The sequence below is a fragment of the Citrobacter sp. wls829 genome (genome assembly GCF_005280825.1).
In the GTDB taxonomy this organism is placed as follows: Bacteria; Pseudomonadota; Gammaproteobacteria; order Enterobacterales; family Enterobacteriaceae; genus Citrobacter; species Citrobacter gillenii.
Window position 1 is genome coordinate 48,221 of record NZ_SZWP01000104.1, and the last position, 25,519, is coordinate 73,739.

The 25,519-nt window shown below is 52.0% G+C and carries 31 protein-coding genes; 25 read left to right on the plus strand and 6 right to left on the minus strand.

Annotated elements, in window-relative coordinates:
* Positions 1-92: 92 nt before the first annotated feature.
* From purA to FDW88_RS20345, 11 genes are all read left to right on the plus strand, one after another.
* A complete protein-coding gene (purA, locus tag FDW88_RS20295; protein WP_096758583.1) occupies positions 93-1,391 on the plus strand; it encodes an adenylosuccinate synthase in 1,299 nt (432 codons plus the stop codon).
* A gap of 216 nt (positions 1,392-1,607) precedes the next feature.
* Positions 1,608-2,033, plus strand: coding sequence for a nitric oxide-sensing transcriptional repressor NsrR (gene nsrR / locus FDW88_RS20300; RefSeq protein WP_096758582.1), 426 nt, complete (start codon positions 1,608-1,610; stop codon positions 2,031-2,033).
* 38 nt (positions 2,034-2,071) lie between these two features.
* On the plus strand, positions 2,072-4,534 hold the full coding sequence (rnr, locus tag FDW88_RS20305; protein WP_096758581.1) for a ribonuclease R: 2,463 nt from the start codon (positions 2,072-2,074) through the stop codon (positions 4,532-4,534).
* A gap of 73 nt (positions 4,535-4,607) precedes the next feature.
* Entirely contained in the window at positions 4,608-5,339 is a 732-nt protein-coding gene (rlmB, locus tag FDW88_RS20310) for a 23S rRNA (guanosine(2251)-2'-O)-methyltransferase RlmB (protein WP_137363241.1), read from the plus strand.
* Between the two features lie 122 nt (positions 5,340-5,461).
* Positions 5,462-5,866, plus strand: coding sequence for a YjfI family protein (locus tag FDW88_RS20315; RefSeq protein ID WP_135912690.1), 405 nt, complete (start codon positions 5,462-5,464; stop codon positions 5,864-5,866).
* A gap of 15 nt (positions 5,867-5,881) precedes the next feature.
* Positions 5,882-6,580 (plus strand): PspA/IM30 family protein, encoded by a 699-nt coding sequence (locus FDW88_RS20320; protein WP_096758578.1) that lies wholly within the window; start codon positions 5,882-5,884, stop codon positions 6,578-6,580.
* A 58-nt stretch (positions 6,581-6,638) separates the two neighbouring features.
* Positions 6,639-7,298, plus strand: a complete 660-nt coding sequence (locus FDW88_RS20325) for a YjfK family protein (RefSeq protein WP_096758577.1) — start codon at positions 6,639-6,641, stop codon at positions 7,296-7,298.
* Positions 7,299-7,315: 17 nt separating this feature from the next.
* Positions 7,316-7,714 (plus strand): DUF350 domain-containing protein, encoded by a 399-nt coding sequence (locus tag FDW88_RS20330; protein WP_096758576.1) that lies wholly within the window; start codon positions 7,316-7,318, stop codon positions 7,712-7,714.
* Positions 7,715-7,723: 9 nt separating this feature from the next.
* Entirely contained in the window at positions 7,724-8,365 is a 642-nt protein-coding gene (locus tag FDW88_RS20335) for a DUF1190 domain-containing protein (protein WP_117342427.1), read from the plus strand.
* 2 nt (positions 8,366-8,367) lie between these two features.
* On the plus strand, positions 8,368-9,534 hold the full coding sequence (locus FDW88_RS20340; RefSeq protein ID WP_137363242.1) for a glutathionylspermidine synthase family protein: 1,167 nt from the start codon (positions 8,368-8,370) through the stop codon (positions 9,532-9,534).
* A gap of 84 nt (positions 9,535-9,618) precedes the next feature.
* Positions 9,619-11,241, plus strand: a complete 1,623-nt coding sequence (locus FDW88_RS20345; RefSeq protein ID WP_115259611.1) for an isovaleryl-CoA dehydrogenase — start codon at positions 9,619-9,621, stop codon at positions 11,239-11,241.
* A gap of 85 nt (positions 11,242-11,326) precedes the next feature.
* On the opposite strand, the gene yjfN is transcribed toward FDW88_RS20345, so the two are convergent.
* A complete protein-coding gene (gene yjfN, locus FDW88_RS20350; RefSeq protein WP_170974189.1) occupies positions 11,327-11,602 on the minus strand; it encodes a DUF1471 family protease activator YjfN in 276 nt (91 codons plus the stop codon).
* A 147-nt stretch (positions 11,603-11,749) separates the two neighbouring features.
* Positions 11,750-12,079 carry a biofilm peroxide resistance protein BsmA gene (gene bsmA, locus FDW88_RS20355; protein WP_096758571.1) on the minus strand — a complete coding sequence of 110 codons (330 nt, stop codon included), beginning with the start codon at positions 12,077-12,079 and terminating at the stop codon, positions 11,750-11,752.
* Positions 12,080-12,261: 182 nt separating this feature from the next.
* Between bsmA and yjfP the strand changes: the two genes are divergently transcribed.
* A complete protein-coding gene (gene yjfP, locus FDW88_RS20360) occupies positions 12,262-13,011 on the plus strand; it encodes an esterase (RefSeq protein WP_115259609.1) in 750 nt (249 codons plus the stop codon).
* Here the strand turns inward: yjfP and ulaR are convergent.
* Complete coding sequence (gene ulaR / locus FDW88_RS20365) at positions 13,008-13,763, minus strand: HTH-type transcriptional regulator UlaR (protein ID WP_096758569.1); 756 nt, start codon at positions 13,761-13,763, stop codon at positions 13,008-13,010. The genes yjfP and ulaR overlap by 4 nt on opposite strands.
* Before the next feature lie 106 nt (positions 13,764-13,869).
* The gene (gene ulaG / locus FDW88_RS20370) at positions 13,870-14,934 is read right to left on the minus strand and encodes an L-ascorbate 6-phosphate lactonase (protein WP_137363244.1); all 1,065 of its coding nucleotides are present in this window, start codon (positions 14,932-14,934) and stop codon (positions 13,870-13,872) included.
* A 366-nt stretch (positions 14,935-15,300) separates the two neighbouring features.
* Between ulaG and ulaA the strand changes: the two genes are divergently transcribed.
* From ulaA to FDW88_RS20400, 6 genes are read left to right on the plus strand one after another with little or no spacing between them, the layout of a single operon-like run.
* Positions 15,301-16,698, plus strand: a complete 1,398-nt coding sequence (ulaA, locus tag FDW88_RS20375) for a PTS ascorbate transporter subunit IIC (protein ID WP_096758567.1) — start codon at positions 15,301-15,303, stop codon at positions 16,696-16,698.
* A 15-nt stretch (positions 16,699-16,713) separates the two neighbouring features.
* Positions 16,714-17,019, plus strand: coding sequence for a PTS ascorbate transporter subunit IIB (gene ulaB / locus FDW88_RS20380; protein WP_096758566.1), 306 nt, complete (start codon positions 16,714-16,716; stop codon positions 17,017-17,019).
* Positions 17,020-17,028: 9 nt separating this feature from the next.
* On the plus strand, positions 17,029-17,496 hold the full coding sequence (ulaC, locus tag FDW88_RS20385) for a PTS ascorbate transporter subunit IIA (protein ID WP_096758565.1): 468 nt from the start codon (positions 17,029-17,031) through the stop codon (positions 17,494-17,496).
* 13 nt (positions 17,497-17,509) lie between these two features.
* Positions 17,510-18,160, plus strand: a complete 651-nt coding sequence (gene ulaD / locus FDW88_RS20390; RefSeq protein ID WP_096758564.1) for a 3-keto-L-gulonate-6-phosphate decarboxylase UlaD — start codon at positions 17,510-17,512, stop codon at positions 18,158-18,160.
* A 9-nt stretch (positions 18,161-18,169) separates the two neighbouring features.
* A complete protein-coding gene (ulaE, locus tag FDW88_RS20395; RefSeq protein WP_115259607.1) occupies positions 18,170-19,024 on the plus strand; it encodes an L-ribulose-5-phosphate 3-epimerase UlaE in 855 nt (284 codons plus the stop codon).
* Entirely contained in the window at positions 19,024-19,710 is a 687-nt protein-coding gene (locus FDW88_RS20400) for an L-ribulose-5-phosphate 4-epimerase (RefSeq protein WP_137363245.1), read from the plus strand. Before ulaE ends, FDW88_RS20400 begins: the two co-directional genes overlap by 1 nt.
* Before the next feature lie 136 nt (positions 19,711-19,846).
* Here the strand turns inward: FDW88_RS20400 and yjfY are convergent, their stop codons facing one another.
* Positions 19,847-20,122, minus strand: coding sequence for a DUF1471 family protein YjfY (yjfY, locus tag FDW88_RS20405; RefSeq protein ID WP_096758561.1), 276 nt, complete (start codon positions 20,120-20,122; stop codon positions 19,847-19,849).
* A gap of 298 nt (positions 20,123-20,420) precedes the next feature.
* Here yjfY and FDW88_RS20410 point away from each other — a divergent pair, with 298 nt between their 5' ends.
* From FDW88_RS20410 to FDW88_RS20435, 6 genes are all read left to right on the plus strand, one after another.
* A complete protein-coding gene (locus tag FDW88_RS20410; RefSeq protein ID WP_096758560.1) occupies positions 20,421-21,185 on the plus strand; it encodes a TSUP family transporter in 765 nt (254 codons plus the stop codon).
* Between the two features lie 158 nt (positions 21,186-21,343).
* Positions 21,344-21,739: a 30S ribosomal protein S6 gene (rpsF, locus tag FDW88_RS20415; RefSeq protein ID WP_096758559.1), complete on the plus strand. Its 396-nt coding sequence runs from the start codon at positions 21,344-21,346 to the stop codon at positions 21,737-21,739.
* 6 nt (positions 21,740-21,745) lie between these two features.
* Positions 21,746-22,060 (plus strand): primosomal replication protein N, encoded by a 315-nt coding sequence (gene priB, locus FDW88_RS20420; RefSeq protein ID WP_096758558.1) that lies wholly within the window; start codon positions 21,746-21,748, stop codon positions 22,058-22,060.
* Positions 22,061-22,064: 4 nt separating this feature from the next.
* Complete coding sequence (gene rpsR / locus FDW88_RS20425) at positions 22,065-22,292, plus strand: 30S ribosomal protein S18 (protein WP_002210155.1); 228 nt, start codon at positions 22,065-22,067, stop codon at positions 22,290-22,292.
* A gap of 39 nt (positions 22,293-22,331) precedes the next feature.
* Positions 22,332-22,781 (plus strand): 50S ribosomal protein L9, encoded by a 450-nt coding sequence (gene rplI / locus FDW88_RS20430; RefSeq protein WP_003025676.1) that lies wholly within the window; start codon positions 22,332-22,334, stop codon positions 22,779-22,781.
* A 142-nt stretch (positions 22,782-22,923) separates the two neighbouring features.
* Positions 22,924-23,850: a DMT family transporter gene (locus FDW88_RS20435; RefSeq protein WP_096759481.1), complete on the plus strand. Its 927-nt coding sequence runs from the start codon at positions 22,924-22,926 to the stop codon at positions 23,848-23,850.
* 88 nt (positions 23,851-23,938) lie between these two features.
* Here the strand turns inward: FDW88_RS20435 and FDW88_RS20440 are convergent, their stop codons facing one another.
* On the minus strand, positions 23,939-24,589 hold the full coding sequence (locus tag FDW88_RS20440; protein ID WP_096758557.1) for an OapA family protein: 651 nt from the start codon (positions 24,587-24,589) through the stop codon (positions 23,939-23,941).
* A 219-nt stretch (positions 24,590-24,808) separates the two neighbouring features.
* Between FDW88_RS20440 and fklB the strand changes: the two genes are divergently transcribed.
* Complete coding sequence (gene fklB, locus FDW88_RS20445) at positions 24,809-25,429, plus strand: FKBP-type peptidyl-prolyl cis-trans isomerase (protein WP_168246986.1); 621 nt, start codon at positions 24,809-24,811, stop codon at positions 25,427-25,429.
* Positions 25,430-25,519 lie beyond the last annotated feature (90 nt).

Below are 25,519 nucleotides of genomic sequence, written 5' to 3' on the forward strand. Positions count from 1 at the left end.
GACTAATTTACGGATTTCCGCATGCAAAAAGTGCTGTATATCTGAAAAAGCGGTGGTAGAATCCATTTTTAAGCAAACGGTGATTTTGAAAAATGGGTAACAACGTCGTCGTACTGGGCACCCAATGGGGTGACGAAGGTAAAGGGAAGATCGTCGATCTCCTGACTGAACGGGCTAAATATGTTGTGCGCTACCAGGGTGGTCACAACGCAGGCCATACTCTCGTAATCAACGGTGAAAAAACCGTCCTCCATCTTATTCCATCAGGTATTCTTCGCGAAAACGTCATCAGCATCATCGGTAATGGTGTTGTGCTGTCTCCGTCCGCGCTGATGAAAGAGATGAAAGGGCTGGAAGACCGCGGGATTCCTGTCCGTGAGCGCCTGCTGCTGTCTGAAGCGTGTCCGCTGATCCTTGATTATCATGTTGCGTTAGATAATGCGCGTGAGAAAGCACGTGGCGCGAAAGCGATCGGCACCACCGGTCGTGGCATCGGGCCAGCTTATGAAGACAAGGTAGCACGTCGCGGTCTGCGCGTTGGCGATCTGTTTGATAAAGCAACCTTCGCTGAAAAACTGAAAGAAGTGATGGAATATCACAACTTCCAGCTGGTGAATTTCTATAAAGTTGAAGCCGTTGACTACCAGAAAGTGCTGGATGATGTGATGGCGATTGCCGACATCCTGACCTCTATGGTTGTTGATGTCTCCGATCTGCTGGACCAGGCGCGTAAGCGTGGCGATTTCGTCATGTTTGAAGGTGCGCAAGGTACGCTGCTGGATATCGACCACGGTACCTATCCGTACGTAACATCCTCCAACACCACCGCAGGTGGCGTGGCGACCGGCTCCGGCCTGGGCCCGCGTTATGTGGACTACGTTCTGGGTATCATTAAAGCCTACTCTACTCGTGTAGGTGCGGGTCCGTTCCCGACCGAACTGTTTGATGATGTCGGCGAGTTCCTGTGCAAGCAGGGTAACGAATATGGCGCAACCACTGGTCGTCGTCGTCGTACCGGCTGGCTGGACTCCGTTGCTGTGCGTCGTGCAGTACAGATTAACTCCCTGTCTGGCTTCTGCCTGACCAAACTGGACGTCCTGGACGGTTTGAAAGAAGTGAAAATCTGTGTCGCTTACCGTATGCCGGATGGCCGTGAAGTCACGACTACCCCGCTGGCAGCTGACGACTGGAAAGGCATCGAGCCGATCTACGAAACCATGCCTGGCTGGTCTGAGTCCACCTTCGGTGTGAAAGAGCGTAGCGGTCTGCCGCAGGCAGCGCTGAACTACGTCAAGCGTATTGAAGAGCTGACCGGTGTGCCGATTGATATCATTTCAACTGGCCCAGACCGTACTGAAACCATGATTCTGCGCGACCCGTTCGACGCATAATGTAGGTTGTAGCGTAGCGTCAGATGGCGCTGCGCTTGCTTTAAAGCAAGCCGGATGCAAGGCTTTGTATCAGTATCTGGCTTAAAATCATGTAGGTTCCTCGCTTTTTTCCTTCCCGAATTGAAATAAATTAGCGACCTGGCTGGTGGCTGGTTTATCATCAATATAATTAATACTACCAGGCTTATCCGTTTTATCCTTTTTCCAGAGGTTGATGTGCAGTTAACGAGTTTCACCGATTACGGATTACGTGCGCTAATCTACATGGCGTCGCTACCCGAAGGACGTATGACCAGTATTTCTGAGGTGACAGAAGTCTACGGCGTGTCCCGTAATCATATGGTCAAAATAATTAATCAACTTAGCCGGGCTGGCTTCGTTACTGCTATCCGTGGAAAAAATGGCGGTATCCGCTTGGGCAAAGCGGCAAAGGATATTGGTATTGGTGATGTGGTCCGCGAGTTGGAGCCGTTGACGTTGGTCAACTGCAGCAGCGAGTTTTGCCACATTACCCCTGCCTGTCGACTCAAACAGGCGCTTTCTAAGGCAGTGCAAAGTTTTCTCACGGAACTGGACAACTACACACTTGCTGATTTGGTTGAAAAGAATCAACCGCTATATAAATTATTGCTGGTGGAGTGACGAAAATCTTCATCAGAGCTGACAATGGAGGAACCTCGATGTCACATGATCCTTTCCAGGAACGCGAAGCAGAAAAATACGCGAATCCCATCCCGAGCCGGGAATTTATCCTCGAACATTTAACTAAACGTGAAAAACCGGCCAACCGCGATGAGCTGGCCGTTGAACTCAACATTGAAGGCGAAGAGCAGCTCGAAGCGCTTCGTCGCCGCCTGCGCGCGATGGAGCGTGATGGGCAACTGGTCTTCACCCGCCGGCAGTGTTACGCACTGCCGGAGCGTCTTGACCTGCTGAAAGGTACCGTTATTGGCCACCGTGATGGCTACGGCTTTCTGCGCGTCGAAGGACGTAAAGACGATCTGTATCTCTCCAGTGAGCAGATGAAAACCTGCATCCATGGCGATCAAGTACTGGCGCAACCGCTGGGCGCGGATCGTAAAGGCCGCCGCGAAGCGCGTATTGTGCGTGTACTGGTGCCGAAAACCAGTCAGATTGTCGGTCGTTACTTTACCGATGCGGGCGTAGGTTTTGTCGTCCCGGACGACAGCCGTCTCAGCTTTGATATCCTGATCCCACCAGAAGAGGTGATGGGCGCCCGCATGGGCTTTGTGGTGGTGGTTGAACTGACCCAGCGCCCGACTCGTCGCACTAAAGCGGTGGGTAAAATTGTTGAAGTGCTGGGTGACAACATGGGTACCAGCATGGCCGTTGATATGGCCCTGCGTACGCACGAAATCCCTTATATCTGGCCTGATGCAGTCGTTAAACAGGTCGCCGGGCTGAAAGAAGAAGTACCGGAAGAGGCCAAAATCGGTCGTGTTGACCTGCGTGATTTGCCGTTGGTGACAATTGATGGTGAGGATGCGCGTGACTTTGATGACGCAGTCTACTGTGAGAAGAAACGCGGCGGTGGCTGGCGTTTGTGGGTTGCTATCGCTGACGTCAGTTATTACGTGCGTCCGCCTACCCCGCTGGACCAGGAAGCGCGCAGCCGCGGGACTTCCGTCTACTTCCCGTCGCAGGTTGTACCGATGCTACCGGAAGTCCTTTCCAACGGGTTATGCTCGCTGAACCCGCAGGTAGACAGGCTGTGCATGGTTTGTGAGATGACCATCTCCACGAAAGGGCGTCTGACGGGCTACAAATTCTATGAAGCGGTGATGAGCTCCCACGCGCGTTTGACCTACACCAAGGTCTGGCACATGCTGCAGGGTGATGAGGAACTGCGTGAGCAATACGCACCGTTGGTGAAACACATTGAAGAGCTGCACAATCTCTACAAAGTGTTGGATAAAGCCCGTGAAGAGCGCGGCGGTATCTCGTTTGAGAGCGAAGAAGCGAAGTTTATCTTCAATGCCGAACGCCGTATTGAACGCATTGAGCAGACTCAGCGTAACGACGCACACAAGCTGATCGAAGAGTGCATGATCCTGGCGAACATCTCAGCGGCACGTTTTGTTGAGAAAGCCAAAGAGCCGGCACTGTTCCGTATCCACGACAAGCCGACGACTGAAGCGATTACCTCCTTCCGTTCCGTGCTGGCGGAGTTGGGACTGGAGCTGCCGGGCGGTAACAAACCCGAGCCGCGCGATTACGCCGAGTTGTTGGAGTCGATTGCCGATCGACCTGACGCAGAAATGCTGCAAACTATGCTGCTGCGCTCGATGAAGCAGGCGATTTACGATCCCGAAAACCGCGGTCACTTTGGCCTGGCGCTGCAGTCTTATGCCCACTTTACCTCGCCGATCCGTCGTTACCCGGACCTCTCTTTGCACCGTGCGATCAAGTATCTGCTGGCGCAGGAGCAGGGCCACAAAGGCAATACCACGGAAACCGGTGGCTACCACTATTCGATGGAAGAGATGCTGCAACTGGGTCAGCACTGTTCTATGGCAGAACGCCGTGCTGATGAAGCTACGCGCGATGTATCTGACTGGCTGAAGTGTGACTTCATGCTGGATCAGGTCGGTAATGTCTTTAAAGGCGTCATTGCCAGTGTGACCGGTTTTGGCTTCTTTGTCCGCCTGGATGAACTGTTTATTGACGGCCTGGTGCATGTCTCCTCGCTGGATAACGACTACTATCGCTTCGATCAGGTTGGGCAACGCCTGACCGGTGAATCAAGCGGTCAGATGTATCGCCTGGGCGATCGCGTCGAAGTGCGTGTGGAAGCCGTCAACATGGACGAGCGTAAAATCGACTTTAGCCTGATCTCCAGCGAACGTGCCCCGCGCAACGAGGGTAAAACTGCGCGTGAAAAGGCGAAGAAAGGCGATACGGGTAAAAGCACCGGCCGACGTCGTCAGGCGGGAAAAAAGGTGAATTTCGAACCGGATAGCGCATTCCGCGGCGAGAAAAAAGGCAAAGCTAAACCTCAGGCGGATAAAAAAACGGCTGAGAAAAAAGGCGATAAAAAAGCGAAAAAGCCTTCGACAAAAACGCTTAAAATCGCGGCCGCCACCAAAGCCAAACGCGCGGCGAAAAAGAACGTCGCGCAATAACAGCCATAAACCGTAAGCCGGGCGGCCACGCGTTGCCCGGCGTTACACTTAAACTATCTTAACGAGTACATTCATGAGTGAAATGATTTACGGCATCCATGCGGTGCAGGCCCTGCTTGAGCGTGCGCCTGAGCGCTTTCAGGAGGTCTTTATTCTCAAAGGGCGTGAAGACAAACGCCTGCTGCCGCTGATCCATGCCCTGGAAGCCCAGGGTGTTGTCATCCAGTTGGCGAATCGCCAGTTCCTGGATGAGAAAAGTGAGGGTGCAGTTCATCAGGGAATCATTGCCCGCGTGAAACCGGGTTGTCAGTATCAGGAGAACGATCTGCCGGATCTGATTGCCTCACTTGATCAACCGTTCTTTTTGATCCTCGATGGTGTCACCGATCCGCACAACCTCGGTGCTTGCTTGCGTAGCGCAGACGCTGCCGGTGTGCACGCGGTTATCGTACCGAAAGATCGTTCTGCGCTGCTGAATGCCACGGCGAAAAAAGTAGCCTGCGGTGCTGCTGAAAACGTACCGCTGATCCGCGTGACCAATCTGGCACGTACCATGCGTATGCTGCAGGAAGAGAATATCTGGATCGTCGGAACCGCCGGTGAAGCGGACCATACTCTGTTCCAGAGTAAAATGACCGGTCGTCTGGCATTGGTGATGGGCGCAGAAGGCGAAGGTATGCGTCGTCTGACCCGCGAACATTGTGATGAGCTGATCAGTATTCCGATGGCGGGGAGCGTTTCATCGCTTAACGTTTCTGTTGCGACGGGGATTTGCCTGTTTGAGGCCGTCCGCCAGCGTGGATAAACGTTAATTTTCAGAAAAAGCCATCCAATTTCGGATGGTTTTTTTTTATCTAAAACTGATATTCTAATAAGAGAAGGAAAATATTTTTATATTTATTTAAGTATAACATACAGGATTTATATATGGCATGGACCCCGCAGGTGCTGACTAAAGCGCTCACTAATTTTCATGGTTTAAATATAGATATTATAAGTAATGAGCAGTCATTGATTATTAAAATGAATGATTATGGAGACTTACTTCTCAGTATTCTATTTACCTCCCGCCAGATGATTATCGAAACTGTTATTTGCCCAGTGAATAATATTCAGCATCAGGACGCATTTAATCTTTTCTTATTACGCAATCAAAAGCTGCTTCCACTGTCGTCTGTAGGCATTTCTCGTGTGCGGCAGGATGAATACTACGTCGCATTTGGTGCGCTGTCGCTGAACTCCACATTAGAGGACGTGGTGCTTGAAATGACAACGCTCGTGGATAACGCGCTAGATCTGGCGGAAATCACTGAAGAATATACTCACAAATAACAAGGAACGCTGTTGATGGGAATCTTGAAAAGCCTGTTTACCCTCGGCAAATCTGTGCTTTCTCAGGCAGAAGAGTCAATCGAAGAAGCACAGGGCGTCAGAATGCTGGAGCAACACATTCGTGACGCAAGAAATGAACTGGAAAAAGCCGGGAAATCGCGAGTTGACCTGTTGGCACGCGTGAAACTGAGCAATGACAAACTGAAAGATCTGCGCGAACGTCAGTCCACTCTTGAAGCGCGGGCGCTGGAAGCGCTAAGTAAAAACGTCAATCCGTCGTTAATTAACGAAGTCGCCGAAGAGATCGCGCGTCTGGAGAACGTGATTGCGGCTGAACAGCAAGTGCTTACTAACTTAGAAATCTCACGTGATGGCGTTGAAAAGGCCGTTACCGCAACGGGCCAGCGGATTGCTCAGTTTGAACAGCAGCTTGAGGTGGTTAAGGCAACGGAAGCGATGCAGCGCGCTCAACAGGCCGTGACAACATCTACAGTCGGGGCTTCTTCCAGCGTATCGACGGCAGCAGAGTCACTTAAACGTCTGCAAACACGTCAGGCAGAGCGACAGGCCCGGCTGGATGCGGCAACACAGCTGGAGAAAGTGGCTGACGGACGTGATCTGGACGAGAAACTGGCTGAAGTCGGCATTGGCGCTGCCAACAAAAGTTCTGCCCAGGATGTGCTGGCGCGACTACAACGCCAGCAAGGCGAGTAATTATACGGCAAAGCCTGCCCGCAAAGATTGCTAGCTGGCAGGTTAGTAAGGGATAACGATGTCGACTTTTTTACAGCGTATATTTGGCACTGCAGAGGCCGCTACGCCCGTTCGTGGCCCATTGGGCCTACATTTGAGCGCAGGGTTTACGCTCGACACACTGGCGTTTCGCCTGTTAGAAGAGGATTTGTTGGTGGTGTTGCCCGGCGAGGAGTATACCGTTGCGGCAATCAGCCATATTAATTTGGGCGGTGGAAGCCAGATTTTCCGCTACTACACCTCGGGCGAGGAATTTCTGCAAATCAATACTACCGGCGGGTCAGATATGGATGATATCGACGATATCAAACTGTTTGTGTATGAAGAAAGCTATGGCTTAACTCAGAAAAAACACTGGCAGTCCGCCATTAGCCCGGCAGAGATCGGCATGCCAGCGCTTTTCTGGCAGGGTCAGCACTGGCAGCGTTTTTTTAATGACGAAGAACCGGGGAATATTGAGCCAGTCTACATGCTGGAAAAGGTCGAGAATCAGCAGCATGCAAAGTGGGAAGTGCATAACTTTACCATGGGCTACCAACGACAGGTAACAGCAGATACCTGGGAATATCTGCTGTTGAACGGCGAAGAGTCGTTCAATGAACAAGGCGAGCCAGAGTGGATATTCTCACGGGCGCTGGGTGTCGATATCCCATTAACATCTCTTAATATTATTGGTTAACGTCAGGGACGAAAACAATGCATATCCTGGAATCATTACTGGCCTTTTGTGCCTATTTTTTTATTGGTGCGGCCATGGTGATAATTTTTCTTATTATCTATTCAAAGATAACACCGCACAATGAATGGCAGTTGATTAAAAATAACAATACGGCAGCCTCTCTGGCATTTAGCGGCACGCTGCTGGGCTATGTTATTCCTTTATCCAGCGCAGCAATCAACGCGGTCAGTATTCCTGATTATTTTGCCTGGGGCGGTATTGCGTTGGTGATACAGCTTATTATCTACGGTGGTGTACGCTTATATATGCCAGCATTGAGTGAAAAAATTATTAACCACAACACCGCTGCGGGACTGTTTATGGGAACCGCTGCGCTGGCTGGCGGGATTTTTAATGCCGCCTGTATGACATGGTAATGGACGATCATGGCTAGAAAACGTAAATCCGGACAAAAGAAATTGGGAACAGGTCATTCGGCGATCGCCCGAATGAATCGCCCGGTGAATCCCTTTGAGAAAAAACGCAGCCGCTACAGTGGAAAGTATCTGACGCTGGCGATTATGGGCGGCGCAGCATTTTTTATCCTCAAGGGATGCGGGGATGATACAGGCTCGGACAACGACGGCGACGGCCGGTTTTACTCCACGGTGAGCGAATGTATTGATGACGGTAATACCGCTACCGTGTGTGCGGACGGCTGGAACAATGCCAAGACAGAGTTCTATGGCAAAGTGCCAACGCAATTAAGTAAGGCGAGTTGTCAGACCCAGTTTGGCGATTGCTACCTCGATAGCACCGATCAGAGCTGGGTGCCGGTGTTTACCGGTTTTTTGCTCAGTCGGGTGATTCGCAAAGATCGTGACGAGCAGTATGTTTACAGCAGTGGCGGCTCATCATACGTTTCCCGCCCCGTCTGGCGTACGACCTCAGGCGACTATGCCTGGCGTTCCGGTAGCGGAAAAAACGATACCGCCACGACGCATGCCTACACGACGAAGAAAGTCTCGACGGTTTCTCGCGGGGGTTACGGGCGTTCGTCCAGCGCGCGCGGGCACTGGGGAGGCTAACGATGTTACGACATGATATTCCTGTTCGCCAGGATCTGGACCAGATCGCCTACGATCATGGTTTTGATTTTCACATTATCGACAACGAAATCTACTGGGATGAAAGCCGGGCTTATCGCTTTACGCTACGGCAAATTGAAGAGCAGATCGAAAAGCCTACTGCTGAGTTGCATCAAATGTGTCTGGACGTCGTTGAGCGAGCAGTTAAGGACGAGCAGATTCTTCAGCAATTGGCCATTCCCCCACTGTACTGGGATGTTATTGCTGAGAGCTGGCGCAATCGCGATCCTTCGCTGTATGGGCGAATGGATTTTGTCTGGTGTGGCAACAATTCGCCGGTCAAGCTGCTGGAATACAACGCTGATACACCAACGTCGTTGTACGAGTCGGCGTATTTCCAGTGGCTATGGCTGGAAGATGCTCGCCGCAGTGGGGCGATCCCGCGGGACACTGACCAGTACAACGCTATCCAGGAACGTCTGATCGCCCGTTTTAGTGAGCTTTACAGTCCGGAGCCGTTTTACTTCTGCTGCTGTGAAGATTCCGACGAAGATCGCACCACCGTGCTGTATTTGCAGGATTGTGCGCAGCAGGCAGGTCAAGCGTCGCGGTTTATTTATGTTGAGGATCTGGGGCTTGGCGTCGGCGGTGTGCTGACGGATCTTGATGACAACGTCATTCGTCGCGCCTTTAAGCTCTATCCTCTGGAGTGGATGATGCGTGACGATAACGGTCCGTTGCTACGTCATCGCCGGGAAAAGTTGGTCGAACCACTGTGGAAGAGCGTGCTCAGTAACAAAGGGTTGATGCCTCTGCTGTGGCGATACTTCCCCAACCATCCAAACCTCCTGCCAGCCTGGTTCGAAGGTGAAACGTCAAAAATTGCACCCGGCGAAAGCTATGTACGCAAACCGATATTTTCCCGTGAGGGGGGCAACGTCACCATTTTTAATGGTCAGCAGCAGATTGTTGAACATGCTGATGGCGACTACGCAGAAGAACCGATGATCTATCAGGCGTTTCAGCCGCTGCCGCGTTTTGGCGATAGCTACACGCTGATTGGTAGTTGGATCGTCGACGATGAAGCCTGCGGCATGGGGATCCGTGAAGACAATACGTTGATTACGAAAGATACTTCTCGTTTTATTCCTCATTACATTGCTGGCTAAACGTACTTTTGTGATCTCCCTCCTTCGCAGAGAGTGTGGTTCTGACCATACTTAAGGCTATGGCCATTGATGGAGGGAGACACAATGCATTGGCAAACGCATACCGTTTTTAACCAACCAGTACCACTCAATAACAGCAACTTATACCTATCGGATGGAGCACTGTGTGAAGCAGTCAACCGCGAAGGCGCTGCCTGGGATAGCGATCTCCTCGCCAGTATTGGTCAGCAATTAGGCACTGCAGAATCGCTTGAACTGGGTAGGTTGGCTAACGCGTATCCGCCTGAATTGCTGCGATACGATCCGCAGGGGCAGCGGTTGGATGATGTGCGCTTTCATCCCGCCTGGCATTTACTGATGCAGGGATTGTGCGCCAACCGCGTGCATAATCTTGCCTGGGAAGAGGATGCGCGGCAGGGAACGTTTGTTGCCCGAGCTGCACGTTTTATGCTGCATGCACAGGTGGAAGCGGGAACCTTATGCCCGGTGACCATGACCTTTGCCGCTACGCCGTTGTTACTCCAGATGTTACCTTCGCAATTTCATGACTGGCTGACGCCGCTGCGTAGCGATCGCTACGATTCTCATCTTCTGCCCGGCGGGCAAAAACGCGGCCTGCTGATTGGTATGGGGATGACGGAAAAGCAGGGTGGCTCGGATGTGCTGAGCAATACCACTCAGGCAGAACGGCTGGCGGATGGCGCGTATCGGCTGGTGGGGCATAAATGGTTCTTCTCGGTACCGCAAAGTGACGCCCATCTGGTGCTGGCGCAGGCCAGGGGCGGCTTATCCTGCTTTTTTGTGCCGCGATTTTTACCTGATGGCCAGCGTAACTCCATCCGTCTTGAGCGCCTGAAAGATAAGCTAGGCAACCGCTCTAATGCCAGCTGTGAGGTTGAGTTTCAGGACGCGATGGGCTGGCTGCTGGGAGAAGAAGGTGAAGGTATTCGCCATATTCTGAAAATGGGCGGCATGACGCGTTTTGACTGTGCGCTGGGGAGCCACAGTATGATGCGACGCGCTTTTTCTGTCGCCATTTATCATGCGCATCAACGCCAGGTATTTAGCAAGCCGTTGATTGAGCAACCGATGATGCGACAGGTATTAAGCCGCATGGCGCTTCAACTGGAAGGTCAAACCGCGCTACTGTTTCGCCTGGCGCGGGCCTGGGATCGTCGAACGGATGCGAAAGAAGCGTTGTGGGCCCGGTTGTTCACCCCGGCAGCCAAGTTTTCCATCTGCAAAGGCGGTATGCCATTTGTTGCAGAGGCCATGGAGGTGCTCGGCGGTGCAGGCTATTGCGAAGAGAGTGAGCTGCCGCGTTTATACCGTGAAATGCCGGTCAACAGCATCTGGGAAGGGTCTGGCAACATCATGTGCCTTGATGTGTTGCGGGTGTTGGCGAAACAACCTGGTATGGTCGACATGCTCAGCGAGGCCTTTGCCGAGGTCAAAGGGCAAGACAGGCATTACGATCGAATGGTGCGTAAGCTACAGCCGCATTTACACAAACCCAGTGAAGCGCTGGGACGGGAAATTACCCAGCAACTGTTCCTGCTCGGCTGCGGGACGCAGATGTTGCGTTATGCGTCTCCGCCCGTGGCGCAGGCCTGGTGTCAGATGATGCTGGATACGCGCGGCGGGATGAAGTTGTCTGAACAGGTACAGAATGATTTGCTACTGCGGGCAACGGGGGGATTACGGTAATAATATGCCTGATGGCGACGCTGGCGCGTCTTATCCTGCCTACGTTCGTTGTAGGTAGGATAAGTTTACGCCATCCGGCAATCTGTTATGCATAAAGTATGGCCTGTACGCGCCAGTTATCGGGCTGCTGTTCTTCGTACATCTGAATAATCCGGTACCATGAGGCACCTTGCTCATCCGCTTTTAACGCCACAACCCGCTCCACATCCTGCGGATTTCCCGCAATGTTACTGACAGATATCTGGCCAATTTCGTTGAGACCCGTTACGCAGTCAGCGCTGGCGAACTCGGCAGACTGTGCCGTGGTATCCACCATTCCAGTAGAAAGCAGCAGTGAGGATAAGGCTAGTGATTGTTTCATCGTCAGCTCCATTATTCGTACCCCTACACGTGGCAGGGCATTCCATCGCGAGAATAAACCTCCAGCTCCCTGCTGTTGGTTTATTGTGCACAGGAAAACGCATAGGGGCGCAAAGCAATGTAAAACTGACTAAATTTCAACCCAATGTTATTTACGATACAAAATGGCTTGTGAATACCATTGGCCTGTTACGATGGTCTCATCGACTAATAAGACAACGTAATAATCAGCTTTAGCCGCAGCGGCTTTGGCGCGGATCTCTGCCAGCGCATCATCTGGAGAACCTCTTACCAACGCGCTCACAACCCCCAATCGCTGTAACCCATTACTCTGGTCACGGCGGATTTCTTGTGGGTGATCGGCGACGGGCGGTGCCGGTTGTGGCGTGCCCTGCAGCACGCTACAGGCGCTTAACAACATCACCAGCATCAAAGAGGCAAACCGACGCATAACTCTATCTCGTTTCCTGATAGCCATAGTGTAGTGCCTTATTAATTTCCCTTTAGGGGGAATGTTCCCGAATTGTTATCTCTCACGCGATTTTCGAATGAAAATGTTGCGAAAGCGTAACCCAGTTCTCAACATTATGAATCATTGCCGCACACATTCACTTGCGTTAAGTATTTCGCCATGGCATACCAGAAAAAAAGAGGCGACATATGATAGAAATTGAAACACGACAGTTGGCGGGGATCCCTGTCCTGCACGCATTTCCCACGAATAAACACGACCTTTCACTCCCCTGCGTTATCGTCTATCACGGGTTTACCTCTTCCAGTCTGGTCTACAGCTATTTTGCCGTTGCACTGGCACAGGCCGGGTTTCGGGTCATCATGCCCGATGCGCCCGATCATGGCACGCGCTTCCACGGTAATGCGCAGGAAAGAATGCACCGCTTCTGGCAGATATTGCAGCAAAACATGCAGGAATTTACGGCGTTACGTGCGGCGCTGGTGGCTGAAAATTGGCTGTTGGATGAACGTCTTGCCGTGGCAGGGGCATCTATGGGGGGTATGACAACGCTGGGCATTATGGCGCGCCATCCCGAGGTGAAATGTGCAGCCTGCCTGATGGGATCGGGCTATTTTACCCGACTTGCCCATACGCTTTTTCCGCCAGTATTGGTACAGACGACGGAGCAGCAGGCGGAATTTGATGCGATTGTCGCGCCACTGGCTGACTGGGAGGTAACGCATCAACTGGAGCGCCTTGCCGACAGACCGTTGCTGTTGTGGCATGGCCAGGATGACGACGTGGTGCCGGCAGTGGAAACCTTCCGCTTACAACAGGCGCTAATCCAGGCAGGTCTGGACAACTCTCTGACCTGCCTGTGGGAAGCAGGCGTACGGCATCGCATCACGCCAGAAGCGCTGGCGGCGACAGTCGCGTTTTTCCGCCAACACCTCTAAACGCGCAGAATAGTCACGCCCTGTGCTTCCAGCTGTTGCAGGATCTCAGGGTTCGCATTTTTGCCGGTAATCAGCATGTCGATTTGATCGGCACGGCTGAACAGCATGCCCGCGCGCTCACCGACCTTGCTGCTATCAACCAGCACCACCAGTTTGCCGACCACGTTAAGCATCTTTTGTTCAGCCATCGCGGTGAGCATATCGGTTTTATACAGTCCGTCAGCGGTCAGTCCTTTACCGCTGGTAAACATCCAGTGTCCGGCATACAGGCTATTCTCGCTGCCTTGTGGGCTCAGCGTGATGGACTGACTTTTGTTGTACTGCCCCCCCATGATGATCACGCTTTCATGCTCCTGGTCGATCAGAAAATTCGCCAGCGGCAGGTAGTTGGTGATGATTTGCACCGGTTTGCCACACATTTCGCGGCCAAGCAGGAACGCCGTTGATCCACAGTTGATCACGACACTTTCACCCGCGTTCACTAACTGGGAAGCGGCTTTGGCAATCCGCACTTTTTCGTCGTGGTTTTGCGCCTGATGCAGATTCATTGGGGTCCAGCGCGGGCGCTGCTGGGTAATGGCTTCTGCACCGTTACGGACTTTCTTGAGCTTGCCGCTTTCGTCGAGTTTATTGATATCCCGGCGCGCTGTGGCGGGTGAGATTCCCAGACGTTCAATCACGTTCTCAACGGTAACAAAGCCCAATTGCGCCAGCATATCCAGCAATATTTGATGTCTTTGTGCTTCAGTCATGAGCTATTCCGATACAAATTGATTTGAAAAGATGATATTTGAAATAGCCTGAAAATACTAAGATAAATGGGTAAAAATGCCGGGAAGACCCGGCATTTAACTGCAATCACAGGAAGGATTTAAACGGTAAATCCGGTTCAATGGTAAAGCAGTCTTCAAAGCCGCGCGGGTAGTGATACTCAAAATTATCTTTGTCCAGCGGCCAGGTGAACTTGCCGCCAACCTGCCAGATAAACGGTTTGAAGCCATACTTCAGCCGGTCTTTTTTCATCTCCCAAAGAACACGGATCTCCTGTGGATCGGCCTGGAAGTTTGACCAGATATCATGGTGGAAGGGGATAACCACCTGGGTGTTCAGCGCTTCTGCCATACGCAGCATATCGGAACTGGTCATTTTGTCGGTGATACCGCGCGGGTTCTCACCGTAGGAGCCAAGTGCGACGTCGATGTGATGCTCGTTGCCGTGCTTTGCATAATAGTTGGAGTAGTGAGAATCACCGCTGTGATATAGCGTACCGCCCGGCGTTTTGAACAGGTAGTTAACCGCACGTGCATCCATGCCGTCAGGCAGGATACCTGCCGCTTTTTGATCCGCAGGCAAGGTGATCAATGCCGTACGATCAAACGCGTCGAGCGCATGAATTTCAATATCTTTTACTTTAACGACGTCGCCTGGCTTCACCACGATGCAGCGTTCTTTTGGCACGCCCCAACCCACCCACAGATCCACACAGGTTTGTGGTCCGATAAACGGCACATCGTCGGCACAGTTCTGCATGACGGCGGCAGCAACGTTCACGTCGATATGATCGTTATGATCGTGTGTGGCGAGAACGGCATCGATCTGGCGAATAGCGAAAGGATCGAGAACAAACGGCGTGGTGCGCAGGTTTGGCTGGAGTTTCTTCACGCCTGCCATACGCTGCATCTGATGGCCTGTTTTCATCAGTGGATTACCGTGGCTCTGCTTGCCTGTTCCGCACCAAAAATCAACGCAGACGTTAGTCCCGCCTTCCGATTTCAGCCAAATTCCGGTACAGCCCAGCCACCACATCGCAAAGGTGCCTGGTGTAACCTGTTCTTGTTCGATCTCTTCGTTTAGCCAGCTGCCCCACTCCGGGAATGTGCTCAGGATCCATGATTCACGCGTGATACTTTTTACTTTACTCATCGCATTTACCTTCATGTTTGTTCAAGTTGAATCAAATTGTGACTTATTTTGATTAATCCTGACACCATTTTATCAAAATGGCAATGCGTGTTTTTTCAACGAAAAGAGACGTTCTCGATAAATATTGCAATAAGATAAAGTGCCTCCTCATTAATTAATAATCATACTTAATTGTTTTTATTGATTTTATTTTCGTTTTATTGAATGTGGTAAAAACCATTTCATTCGTAAGTGAATAATTTGCGTACTGCATCACATTTAATCAAATTCAATCTTGATGTGATTACTTTTGAAAACTAAAGTGAGGGCACAATATCCTGGGCATCTGTAATGAATGTTCAGCAACTTCGTCTACTGGAGATCGTTATGGAGATCCTCTACAACATCTTTACCGTGTTCTTTAATCAGGTCATGACCAACGCCCCGCTGCTGTTGGGTATTGTGACCTGCCTCGGTTACATCCTGCTGCGTAAAAGTGTCAGCGTTATCATCAAGGGCACTATCAAAACGATCATCGGCTTTATGCTGCTGCAGGCCGGGTCCGGCATTCTCACCAGTACGTTCAAACCGGTCGTGGCGAAGATGTCTGAGGTTTATGGCATCAACGGGGCGATTTCCGATACCTACGCCTCAATGATGGCAACCATCGAACGCATGGGCGACGCTTATAGCTGGGTGGGCTATGCGGTGCTGTTAGCGCTGGCGCTGAACATCTGTTACGTGTTGCTACGACGGATTACCGGGATTCGCACCATCATGCTGACCGGGCATATCATGTTTCAGCAGGCGGGATTGATTGCGGTCTCGTTCTATATCTTCGGCTATTCCATGTGGACCACCATTATCTGCACTGCGGTGCTGGTGTCGCTTTACTGGGGCATCACTTCAAACATGATGTACAAGCCGACGCAGGAAGTGACTGATGGCTGCGGCTTCTCTATCGGGCACCAGCAGCAGTTTGCGTCGTGGATTGCTTATAAAATCGCACCGTATCTGGGCAAAAAAGAGGAAAGCGTTGAAGACCTCAAGCTGCCAGGCTGGCTGAATATCTTCCACGACAATATCGTCTCGACAGCGATTGTGATGACCATTTTCTTCGGTGCGATCCTGCTCTCTTTCGGTATCGATGTGGTGCAGGCGATGGCGGGGAAAACCCACTGGACGGTCTATATCCTGCAAACCGGCTTCTCGTTTGCGGTGGCCATTTTCATTATTACCCAGGGCGTGCGCATGTTTGTCGCCGAACTCTCTGAGGCCTTTAACGGTATCTCCCAACGCCTGATCCCTGGGGCGGTACTGGCCATCGACTGTGCGGCTATTTATAGCTTCGCGCCGAATGCCGTGGTCTGGGGCTTTATGTGGGGCACTATCGGTCAGCTGATCGCCGTCGGCATCCTTGTCGGCGTAGGTTCCTCCATTCTGATCATTCCGGGCTTTATCCCGATGTTCTTCTCTAACGCCACTATCGGCGTGTTTGCTAATCACTTTGGCGGCTGGCGTGCTGCGCTCAAGATTTGCCTGGTGATGGGAATGATTGAAATCTTCGGCTGCGTTTGGGCGGTGAAACTCACCGGTATGAGCGCCTGGATGGGCATGGCGGACTGGTCAATTCTGGCACCGCCGATGATGCAGGGCTTCGCCTCCATAGGGCTGATTTTTATGGCCGTCATTATTGTGATTGCACTGGCTTATATGTTTTTCGCAGGACGCTCATTGCGCGCTGAGGAAGACGCAGAAAAACAACTGGCAGAACAGTCTGCTTAATAAGGAGTTCCGATTATGACCGTACGTATTCTGGCTGTATGTGGTAATGGGCAAGGCAGCTCCATGATTATGAAAATGAAAGTGGACCAGTTTTTAACCCAGTCAAATATCGACCACACGGTGAACAGCTGCGCGGTGGGTGAATACAAAAGTGAACTGAGCGGCGCGGATATCATCATTGCCTCCACCCACATCGCCGGTGAGATTACCGTTACCGGCAATAAATACGTGGTGGGTGTACGTAACATGCTGTCGCCCGCTGACTTTGGTCCAAAGCTGCTGGAAGTGATCAACGCGCATTTCCCACAAGATGTGAAGTAAGGACGCCATATGAAATTACGAGATTCATTGGCGGACAATAACGCGATCCTATTACAGGCCGAGGCCAGCACCTGGCAGGAGGCGGTCAAGCTGGGCGTTGATCTGCTGGTTAAGGCTGATGTGGTTGAGCCGCGCTACTACCAGGCCATTCTGGATGGCGTTGCCCAACATGGTCCCTATTTTGTGATAGCGCCGGGTCTGGCGATGCCGCACGGGCGCCCAGAAGAAGGTGTGAAGAAAACCGGTTTTGCGCTGGTGACCCTGAAAACGCCGCTGGTCTTCAACCATGAAGATAACGACCCTGTCGATATCCTGATAACGATGGCGGCTGTTGACGCCAACACCCATCAAGAAGTGGGCATCATGCAGATCGTTAACCTGTTTGACGATGAAGCTAACTTTGACCGTTTACGTGCCTGCCGCACCGCGCAGGAAGTGCTGGATTTAATTGATAACGCCACCGCGGCGGCTGTTTAAAAGGAACACCAAAATGTCATTACCTATGTTGCAGGTTGCGCTGGATAACCAATCCATGTCTTCCGCGTATGAAACGACACGCCTGATTGCCGATGAAGTAGACATTATTGAAGTGGGTACCATTCTTTGTGTTGCCGAAGGCGTGCGTGCGGTTCGCGACCTGAAAGCGCTGTATCCGCATAAAATCGTGCTGGCAGACGCCAAAATCGCCGACGCGGGAAAAATTCTCTCCCGCATGTGTTTTGAAGCCAACGCGGATTGGGTGACAGTTATCTGCTGTGCAGATATCAATACCACCAAAGGTGCGCTGGACGTGGCGAAAGAGTTCAATGGCGACGTGCAGATTGAACTGACCGGCTACTGGACCTGGGAGCAAGCGCAGGAGTGGCGTGAAGCGGGCATTCAACAGGTGGTGTATCACCGCAGTCGCGATGCGCAGGCTGCAGGTGTGGCGTGGGGTGACGCGGATATCAGTGCGATCAAACGTCTGTCTGATATGGGCTTTAAGGTCACGGTGACTGGTGGCCTGGCGCTGGAAGATCTGCCGCTGTTTAAAGGCATTCCGATTCACGTCTTTATCGCGGGTCGCAGCATTCGCGATGCCGCTTCCCCGGTTGAAGCCGCGCGTCAGTTTAAACGCTCTATTGCCCAGCTGTGGGGCTAAGGAGCAATTATGCTGTCGAAACAAATTCCGCTCGGCATCTACGAGAAAGCACTCCCCGCCGGAGAGTGCTGGATGGAGCGGCTACAGCTTGCGAAAACGCTGGGTTTTGACTTCGTTGAGATGTCAGTCGATGAAACCGACGTTCGCCTGGCGCGTCTCGATTGGGGCCGTGAGCAGCGTCTGGCGCTGGTTAACGCCGTTGCCGAAACCGGCGTGCGGGTACCGTCGATGTGCCTGAGCGCCCATCGTCGCTTCCCGCTCGGCAGTGAAGATGACGTGGTACGTGCGCAGGGGCTGGAGATCATGCGTAAAGCGATCCAGTTCGCCCAGGACGTCGGCATTCGAGTCATCCAACTGGCGGGCTATGACGTTTACTATCAAGAAGCCAACAACGAGACGCGTCGGCGTTTTCGTGACGGGCTGAAAGAGAGCGTCGAGATGGCGAGCCGCGCACAGGTGACGCTGGCGATGGAGATCATGGATTACCCGCTGATGAACTCGATCAGCAAGGCGCTAGGCTACGCGCACTACCTGAATAACCCGTGGTTCCAGCTCTACCCAGACATCGGCAACCTGTCGGCGTGGGATAACGACGTACAGATGGAGCTACAGGCCGGAATCGGACACATCGTCGCCGTACACGTGAAAGACACTAAACCCGGCGTATTTAAGAACGTACCGTTTGGTGAAGGCGTTGTCGATTTCGAGCGCTGTTTTGAGACGCTCAAGCAGAGTGGCTATTGCGGACCCTATCTGATTGAGATGTGGAGTGAAACCACTGACGACCCGGCGGCGGAAGTGGCGAAAGCGCGTGACTGGGTGAAGGCCCGAATGGCAAGCGCAGGTCTGGTGGAGGCGGCGTAATGCAAAAACTCAAACAGCAGGTGTTCGAAGCCAATATGGATCTACCGCGCTATGGCCTCGTGACCTTTACCTGGGGCAACGTCAGCGCTATCGACCGTGAACGCGGGCAGGTGGTAATCAAGCCCAGCGGTGTCGCCTATACGCATATGACAGTAGACGATATGGTGGTGGTGGATATGTCAGGGAAAGTGGTGGAGGGTGGCTATCGCCCTTCCTCTGATACCGCGACTCATCTGGCGCTGTATCAGCGTTATCCATCGCTTGGCGGCGTAGTGCATACCCACTCTACCCACGCCACAGCATGGGCGCAGGCGGGGCAGGCGATCCCGGCGCTGGGAACCACCCATGCGGATTACTTTTTTGGCGATATTCCCTGCACCAGGGCATTAACGGAAGAAGAAGTGCAGGGCGAATATGAGCTGAACACAGGAAAGGTGATCATAGAAACGCTAGCCGACGTTGAGCCGTTACATACGCCGGGCATCGTGGTTTATCAGCACGGCCCGTTTGCCTGGGGTAAAGATGCCGAGGATGCGGTGCATAATGCGGTGGTGATGGAGGAGGTGGCAAAGATGGCGTGGATTGCGCGCGGCATTAACCCCGGGCTTAATCCCATCGATGATTACCTGATGAATAAACACTTCATGCGTAAGCACGGTCCGAACGCCTATTACGGGCAGAAGTAAGAAAAATGCCCCGGAGCTAAATCTTTAAGGGGATGTTATCGGTCTGGCTTCGGCGGCGTTTTACTGTAAAAAAAAGCCCCCAATCAAGGGGGCAAGTCAAACTGTGGCAATGTTCTCGTTGGTTATTTCTGGGTAGCTAGCGATAAATATCCGCGCTGGCGTGCATATTTCCGTTACTTCCGGGTTCCCTGGTGAGGATCACGTGGTAGTAGGTGGCGCCTTGCGCATCTGTTTCTTCATTCAGGGCCTGATTTGCTTCACTTTCAGTGGCGAAGTTATGGTTTATGTAAATCACGCCTAAGCTCTGCACATCATCCATATTCCTGGCCTGACGGTGGGTAATTTCAATGGCTGCCATTGCATTTGCACTGAGCAATAGCACGGCCAAAAGGGTTAACACACGGGTTCGCATAGGTACCTCCTCGACCGCGGTCTCTGGTTAGGGCTCTCCTGTGAGTGGATAACTTCTGATTTAATTTTAACCACAACCGACAGAGTCGATAGCGACCATTTCTGATGCAGTTGTTCAAAAAATTACCGCATAGCCGTCTTTTCTTTAATTAACAATCAACTGATACCTTCCGCTACGGTTAAAAAATTCCTGTTTCCCCGGCATAAGCTCTTACCAAATGGTCAATTTAACCGGAAGGGTACGCCGTTTATAGTGAGCTGAAAAAGAATATAACTTCATGATTATAAGGCAAAAGCTTATGGATACTTCATTCATGGATTTCAGCTACTTCGTGATTATGTTTATGGTTGCGCTGGTGGCGGGTTTTATTAATGTGGTTTCAGGGGGCGGTGGGTTTCTTTCAATTGGCGCATTGTTGATCTCCGGTTTACCGCCGGCCAATGCGCTGGCAACCAATAAAATTCAGGCCTTGGGTAGTTCACTCACCTCTGGGATTTACTTTTTGCGCCGGGGGCATATCAACGTGCAGGAACACAAGTATGTGTTCTTATCTGCCTTTATCGGTTCCGCGCTGGGTACCACACTGATTCAGTTCATTGAGCCGGACCTGCTAAAAAAGCTGCTGCCGGTGCTGATAATTACCGTCGCCATCTACTTTATTTTTGCCCCTAACCTGAGCGAACCAAAAAGAAAGCAGCAGGTATCGCTGTTTCTCTTTTCACTTATCGGCGGTGGGTGCGTAGGTTTTTATGACGGTTTTCTCGGCGCAGGGGCCGGTTCCTTGTATACGCTCTGCTATATCACGTTATGGGGATACGGCATCGATAAGGCGCAAATTCACTCCAACTTTATTAACCTGGCGTCGAACATCGCCTCGATTCTGTTCTTCATTTTCGGCGGTAAAATGATCTGGTCGCTGGGACTGGTGATGTTCGTTGGGCAATCTCTCGGTGCGCGTCTTGGAGCCTCGGTGGTACTGACGCGTGGGAAGAAAGTCATCCGACCGATGATTGTGATTGTCTCGATTTGCATCAGTGTCAAAATGCTGGTGGATATGTATTAATGACGGTTTGATAAATATTCATACAATCACCTTGAGTTTACCTGCTACCGCCAGTATTATGACGCGTCATTTTTCAGCCGACCTTTAACACGTTCCTTGCCTCCATGGGCCTCGGCTGACCCAGACAGGAGGCTGAATAATCCGTAAGGAGCAATTCGATGCGTCATTACGAAATCGTTTTTATGGTCCATCCTGACCAGAGCGAACAGGTTCCGGGTATGATCGAACGCTACACTGGTGCAATCACTGCAGCAGAAGGCACGATCCACCGTCTGGAAGACTGGGGCCGCCGTCAGCTGGCTTACCCGATCAACAAACTGCACAAAGCTCACTACGTTCTGCTGAACGTTGAAGCGCCGCAGGAAGTTATCGATGAGCTGGAAACAAACTTCCGCTTCAACGATGCCGTTATCCGTAGCATGGTAATGCGTACTAAGCACGCTGTTACCGAAGCATCTCCGATGGTTAAAGCGAAAGACGAGCGTCGTGAACGTCGCGATGATTTCGCTAACGAAACCGCAGATGATGCTGAAGCTGGGGATTCTGAAGAGTAATTTCTGATGACCAACCGTCTGGTGTTATCTGGCACAGTGTGCAGGACGCCGCTTCGCAAGGTCAGCCCATCAGGAATTCCTCATTGCCAGTTCGTGCTTGAGCATCGTTCTGTGCAGGAGGAAGCCGGTTTCCACCGGCAGGCGTGGTGCCAAATGCCCGTTATTATTAGCGGACACGAAAACCAGGCCATTACTCACAGTATAACGGTCGGTAGCGCAGTAACTGTTCAGGGGTTCATTTCTTGCCACAAGGCAAAGAACGGCCTGAGCAAAATGGTTCTGCATGCCGAGCAGATTGAATTGATAGATTCTGGAGACTAGCCATATGGCACGTTATTTCCGTCGTCGCAAGTTCTGCCGTTTCACCGCGGAAGGCGTTGTTGAGATTGATTACAAAGACATCGCAACGTTGAAAAACTACATTACCGAAAGCGGTAAAATTGTCCCGAGCCGTATCACCGGTACTCGTGCAAAATACCAGCGTCAGCTGGCTCGCTGCATCAAGCGCGCTCGCTACCTGTCCCTGCTGCCGTATACCGATCGTCATCAGTAATCGGCCGCTGTCTATTAACGACTTTAAGAGGATAAGGTAATGCAAGTTATTCTGCTTGATAAAGTAGCAAACCTGGGTAGCCTGGGTGATCAGGTTAACGTTAAAGCGGGCTACGCTCGTAACTTCCTGGTACCACAGGGTAAAGCTGTTCCTGCTACCAAGAAAAACGTTGAATTCTTCGAAGCACGTCGCGCTGAACTGGAAGCCAAACTGGCTGACGTTCTGTCTGCTGCTGAAGCTCGCGCTGAGAAAATCAATGCACTGGAAACCGTAACCATCGCGTCTAAAGCAGGCGACGAAGGTAAACTGTTCGGTTCCATCGGTACTCGCGACATCGCTGACGCTGTAACTGCAGCTGGCGTTGAAGTGGCTAAGAGCGAAGTTCGTCTGCCGAACGGCGTTCTGCGTACCACTGGCGAGCACGAAGTGAGCTTCCAGGTTCACAGCGAAGTGTTTGCTAAGCTGACTGTAAACGTAGTTGCAGAATAAGTTTTTATTCTAAAAACCGCGTAAAAGCGCCGGCCTTGTGCCGGCGTTTTGCTTTTCTGCCCTCCTGTTTTTCGCTCTGGCTATTCTTTATCCTTTTCGCGATAATCATAAAAATAAAACACAATTTCAAAGTGGTGATGGCATGGACACAACGCACCAACCTCTGTTCGCGCGTAAAAACGTGGTCTACCTGAGCGCGGCATTTTGCTGCCTGCTGTGGGGGAGCGCCTATCCGGCGATTAAAAGCGGATATGAGATTTTCCAGATTGCCACCGATGATATTCCGTCAAAGATTGTTTTTGCCGGATACCGATTTTTGTTTGCGGGGTTATTGCTGCTACTGCTGGCGATGGCGCAGCGAAAACCCATTGGCAGGTTAAGTCCGCGTCAATTTGGTCAGCTTACGCTGCTGGGGCTGACGCAAACCTCGCTGCAATACATCTTCTTCTATATTGGTCTGGCCTTCACCACGGGTGTGAAAGGCTCAATCATGAACGCCACCGGAACGTTCTTTAGCGTGCTGCTGGCCCACTTTATCTATCAGAACGACAAGCTGAGCTACAACAAAGCGTTGGGCTGCATTCTGGGCTTTGCTGGCGTGATGGTGGTGAATTTTAACAGTGGGCTGATGGATTTTAGCTTTACCCTGTTAGGAGACGGTTCAGTGGTATTGGCGGCCTTTATTCTCTCTGCCGCTACGCTGTACGGAAAACGTATTTCGCAGACGGTTGACCCGACGGTAATGACGGGGTATCAGCTGGGGATGGGCGGTCTGGCTCTGGTTATCGGTGGCTACGCTTTTGGCGGAACACTTACCGTCCACGGCTCTGCATCGGTGGCGATTCTGGGCTACCTGACGCTGCTCTCCTCAGTGGCGTTCGCACTGTGGAGTATTCTGCTCAAATACAACCGCGTGGGAATGATCGCGCCGTTTAACTTCCTGATCCCGGTCTCTGGTGCGGTGCTGTCGTCGATTTTTCTTGGTGAGAACATTCTCGAATGGAAATACGCAGTGGCGCTGGTGCTGGTCTGTTCGGGGATTTGGTGGGTGAATAAGGTGAAGCGGTAACGCCTGATGGCACTACCGTTTATCAGGCCTACAATCGCGGGAGCCGTAGGCCGGGTAAGGCGAAGCCGCCACCCGGCAATCAGTACATTTAACGTGCGCGAATAAAGCTGCCGTTAGGCTGACGGGTAAACAGCACCTGCTGGCCGTTGCCGGTATCGATGGTTAACCCCGTGACCACGCCATTGGCATTCTGCCTGATTTGTATCATCTGACCGTCTTTCAGGTTGCTCAGCGGTTTTCCGGTACCTTCAACCTGCGCCATGGCATACACATCGGTCGGTGGAAGATTATGGTCACGGAACACCTGGGCGAGCGTTTTTCCGGAGTCTACACGGTAGGTACGCCATTGTTGGTCAATCCCGCTATCGGGCTGAAAAGGCTGCGTCTGAGGCTGGGACTGCTGGGCTTGCGGCTGCGCATCGGGATCGCCTTCCTGGATGGGTTCCGGTGCGACCGGTGCCATCTGACCCGGATCGTTTTGCGGGGCGACCAGCTGCGCCTGCAGCTGAGCTTCAGTGGGTGGCTGCGATTGCGACTGGAGATCCAACTGGGCATCACGTGTGACCGCAGGAGTATCGCTGGTATCGTTGGAAGGGAGCAGGAAACCTATCACCAGCACGATAGCGGCAGCAATAATGCCGCGGCGATGCATAGGCGGTAGCGGGTCCATAATGCGAAAATTGTCCGGTGCATGCCAGATTTTCGCCAGGGTTGGTTTTAATTCAAAGCGCCCGGGCATGGCTTTCCTCCTGCTCCGCGTCTCGTTCCTGAATCATAGAGTATAGATGCCTGATTCTATGATATTTGCCTTCATGCCCGCTTTCGTGACGTCAACGCGGGATATTCCTATTGTTTATGTTTCCTCGCGATTTGTCATCTGTTCCCGAGACAAAGTTTTACCGGATGCGGCATGGCTGCTATGCTGCCCGCTACTTTACCTCCGATGAAAGGAAATATGATGGCCACCCCGACTTTTGACACTATCGAAGCGCAAGCAAGCTACGGCATTGGTTTGCAGGTAGGACAGCAGCTGAGCGAATCCGGTCTGGAAGGGCTGTTGCCTGAAGCGCTGGTTGCGGGTATTGCTGACGCGCTGGAAGGCAAACATCCAGCTGTGCCGGTTGACGTTGTGCACCGTGCGCTGCGTGAAATCCACGAACGTGCTGATGCGGTCCGTCGCGAGCGTTTCCAGTCTATGGCTGCTGATGGCGTCAAATATCTGGAAGAAAACCGTGAGAAAGACGGTGTAAACAGCACTGAATCCGGTCTGCAGTTCCGCGTTCTGACGCAGGGCGAAGGGGCTATCCCGGCACGTACCGACCGTGTACGCGTGCACTACACCGGTAAACTGATCGACGGTACCGTGTTCGACAGCTCCGTTGCCCGTGGTGAACCGGCTGAATTCCCGGTTAACGGCGTTATCCCTGGCTGGATTGAAGCGCTGACCCTGATGCCGGTGGGTTCTAAATGGGAGCTGACTATCCCTCAGGAACTGGCCTACGGTGAGCGTGGCGCGGGTGCGTCCATTCCTCCGTTCAGCACGCTGGTATTCGACGTTGAGCTGCTTGAAATCCTGTAAGCAGTGACTTCTGTTCCCCTCAGCCTTGGGGGGAGTAGAAAAATAGCGTGAAAAGCTATAGTTATACCGATGTCGATATTTTATCTTGCA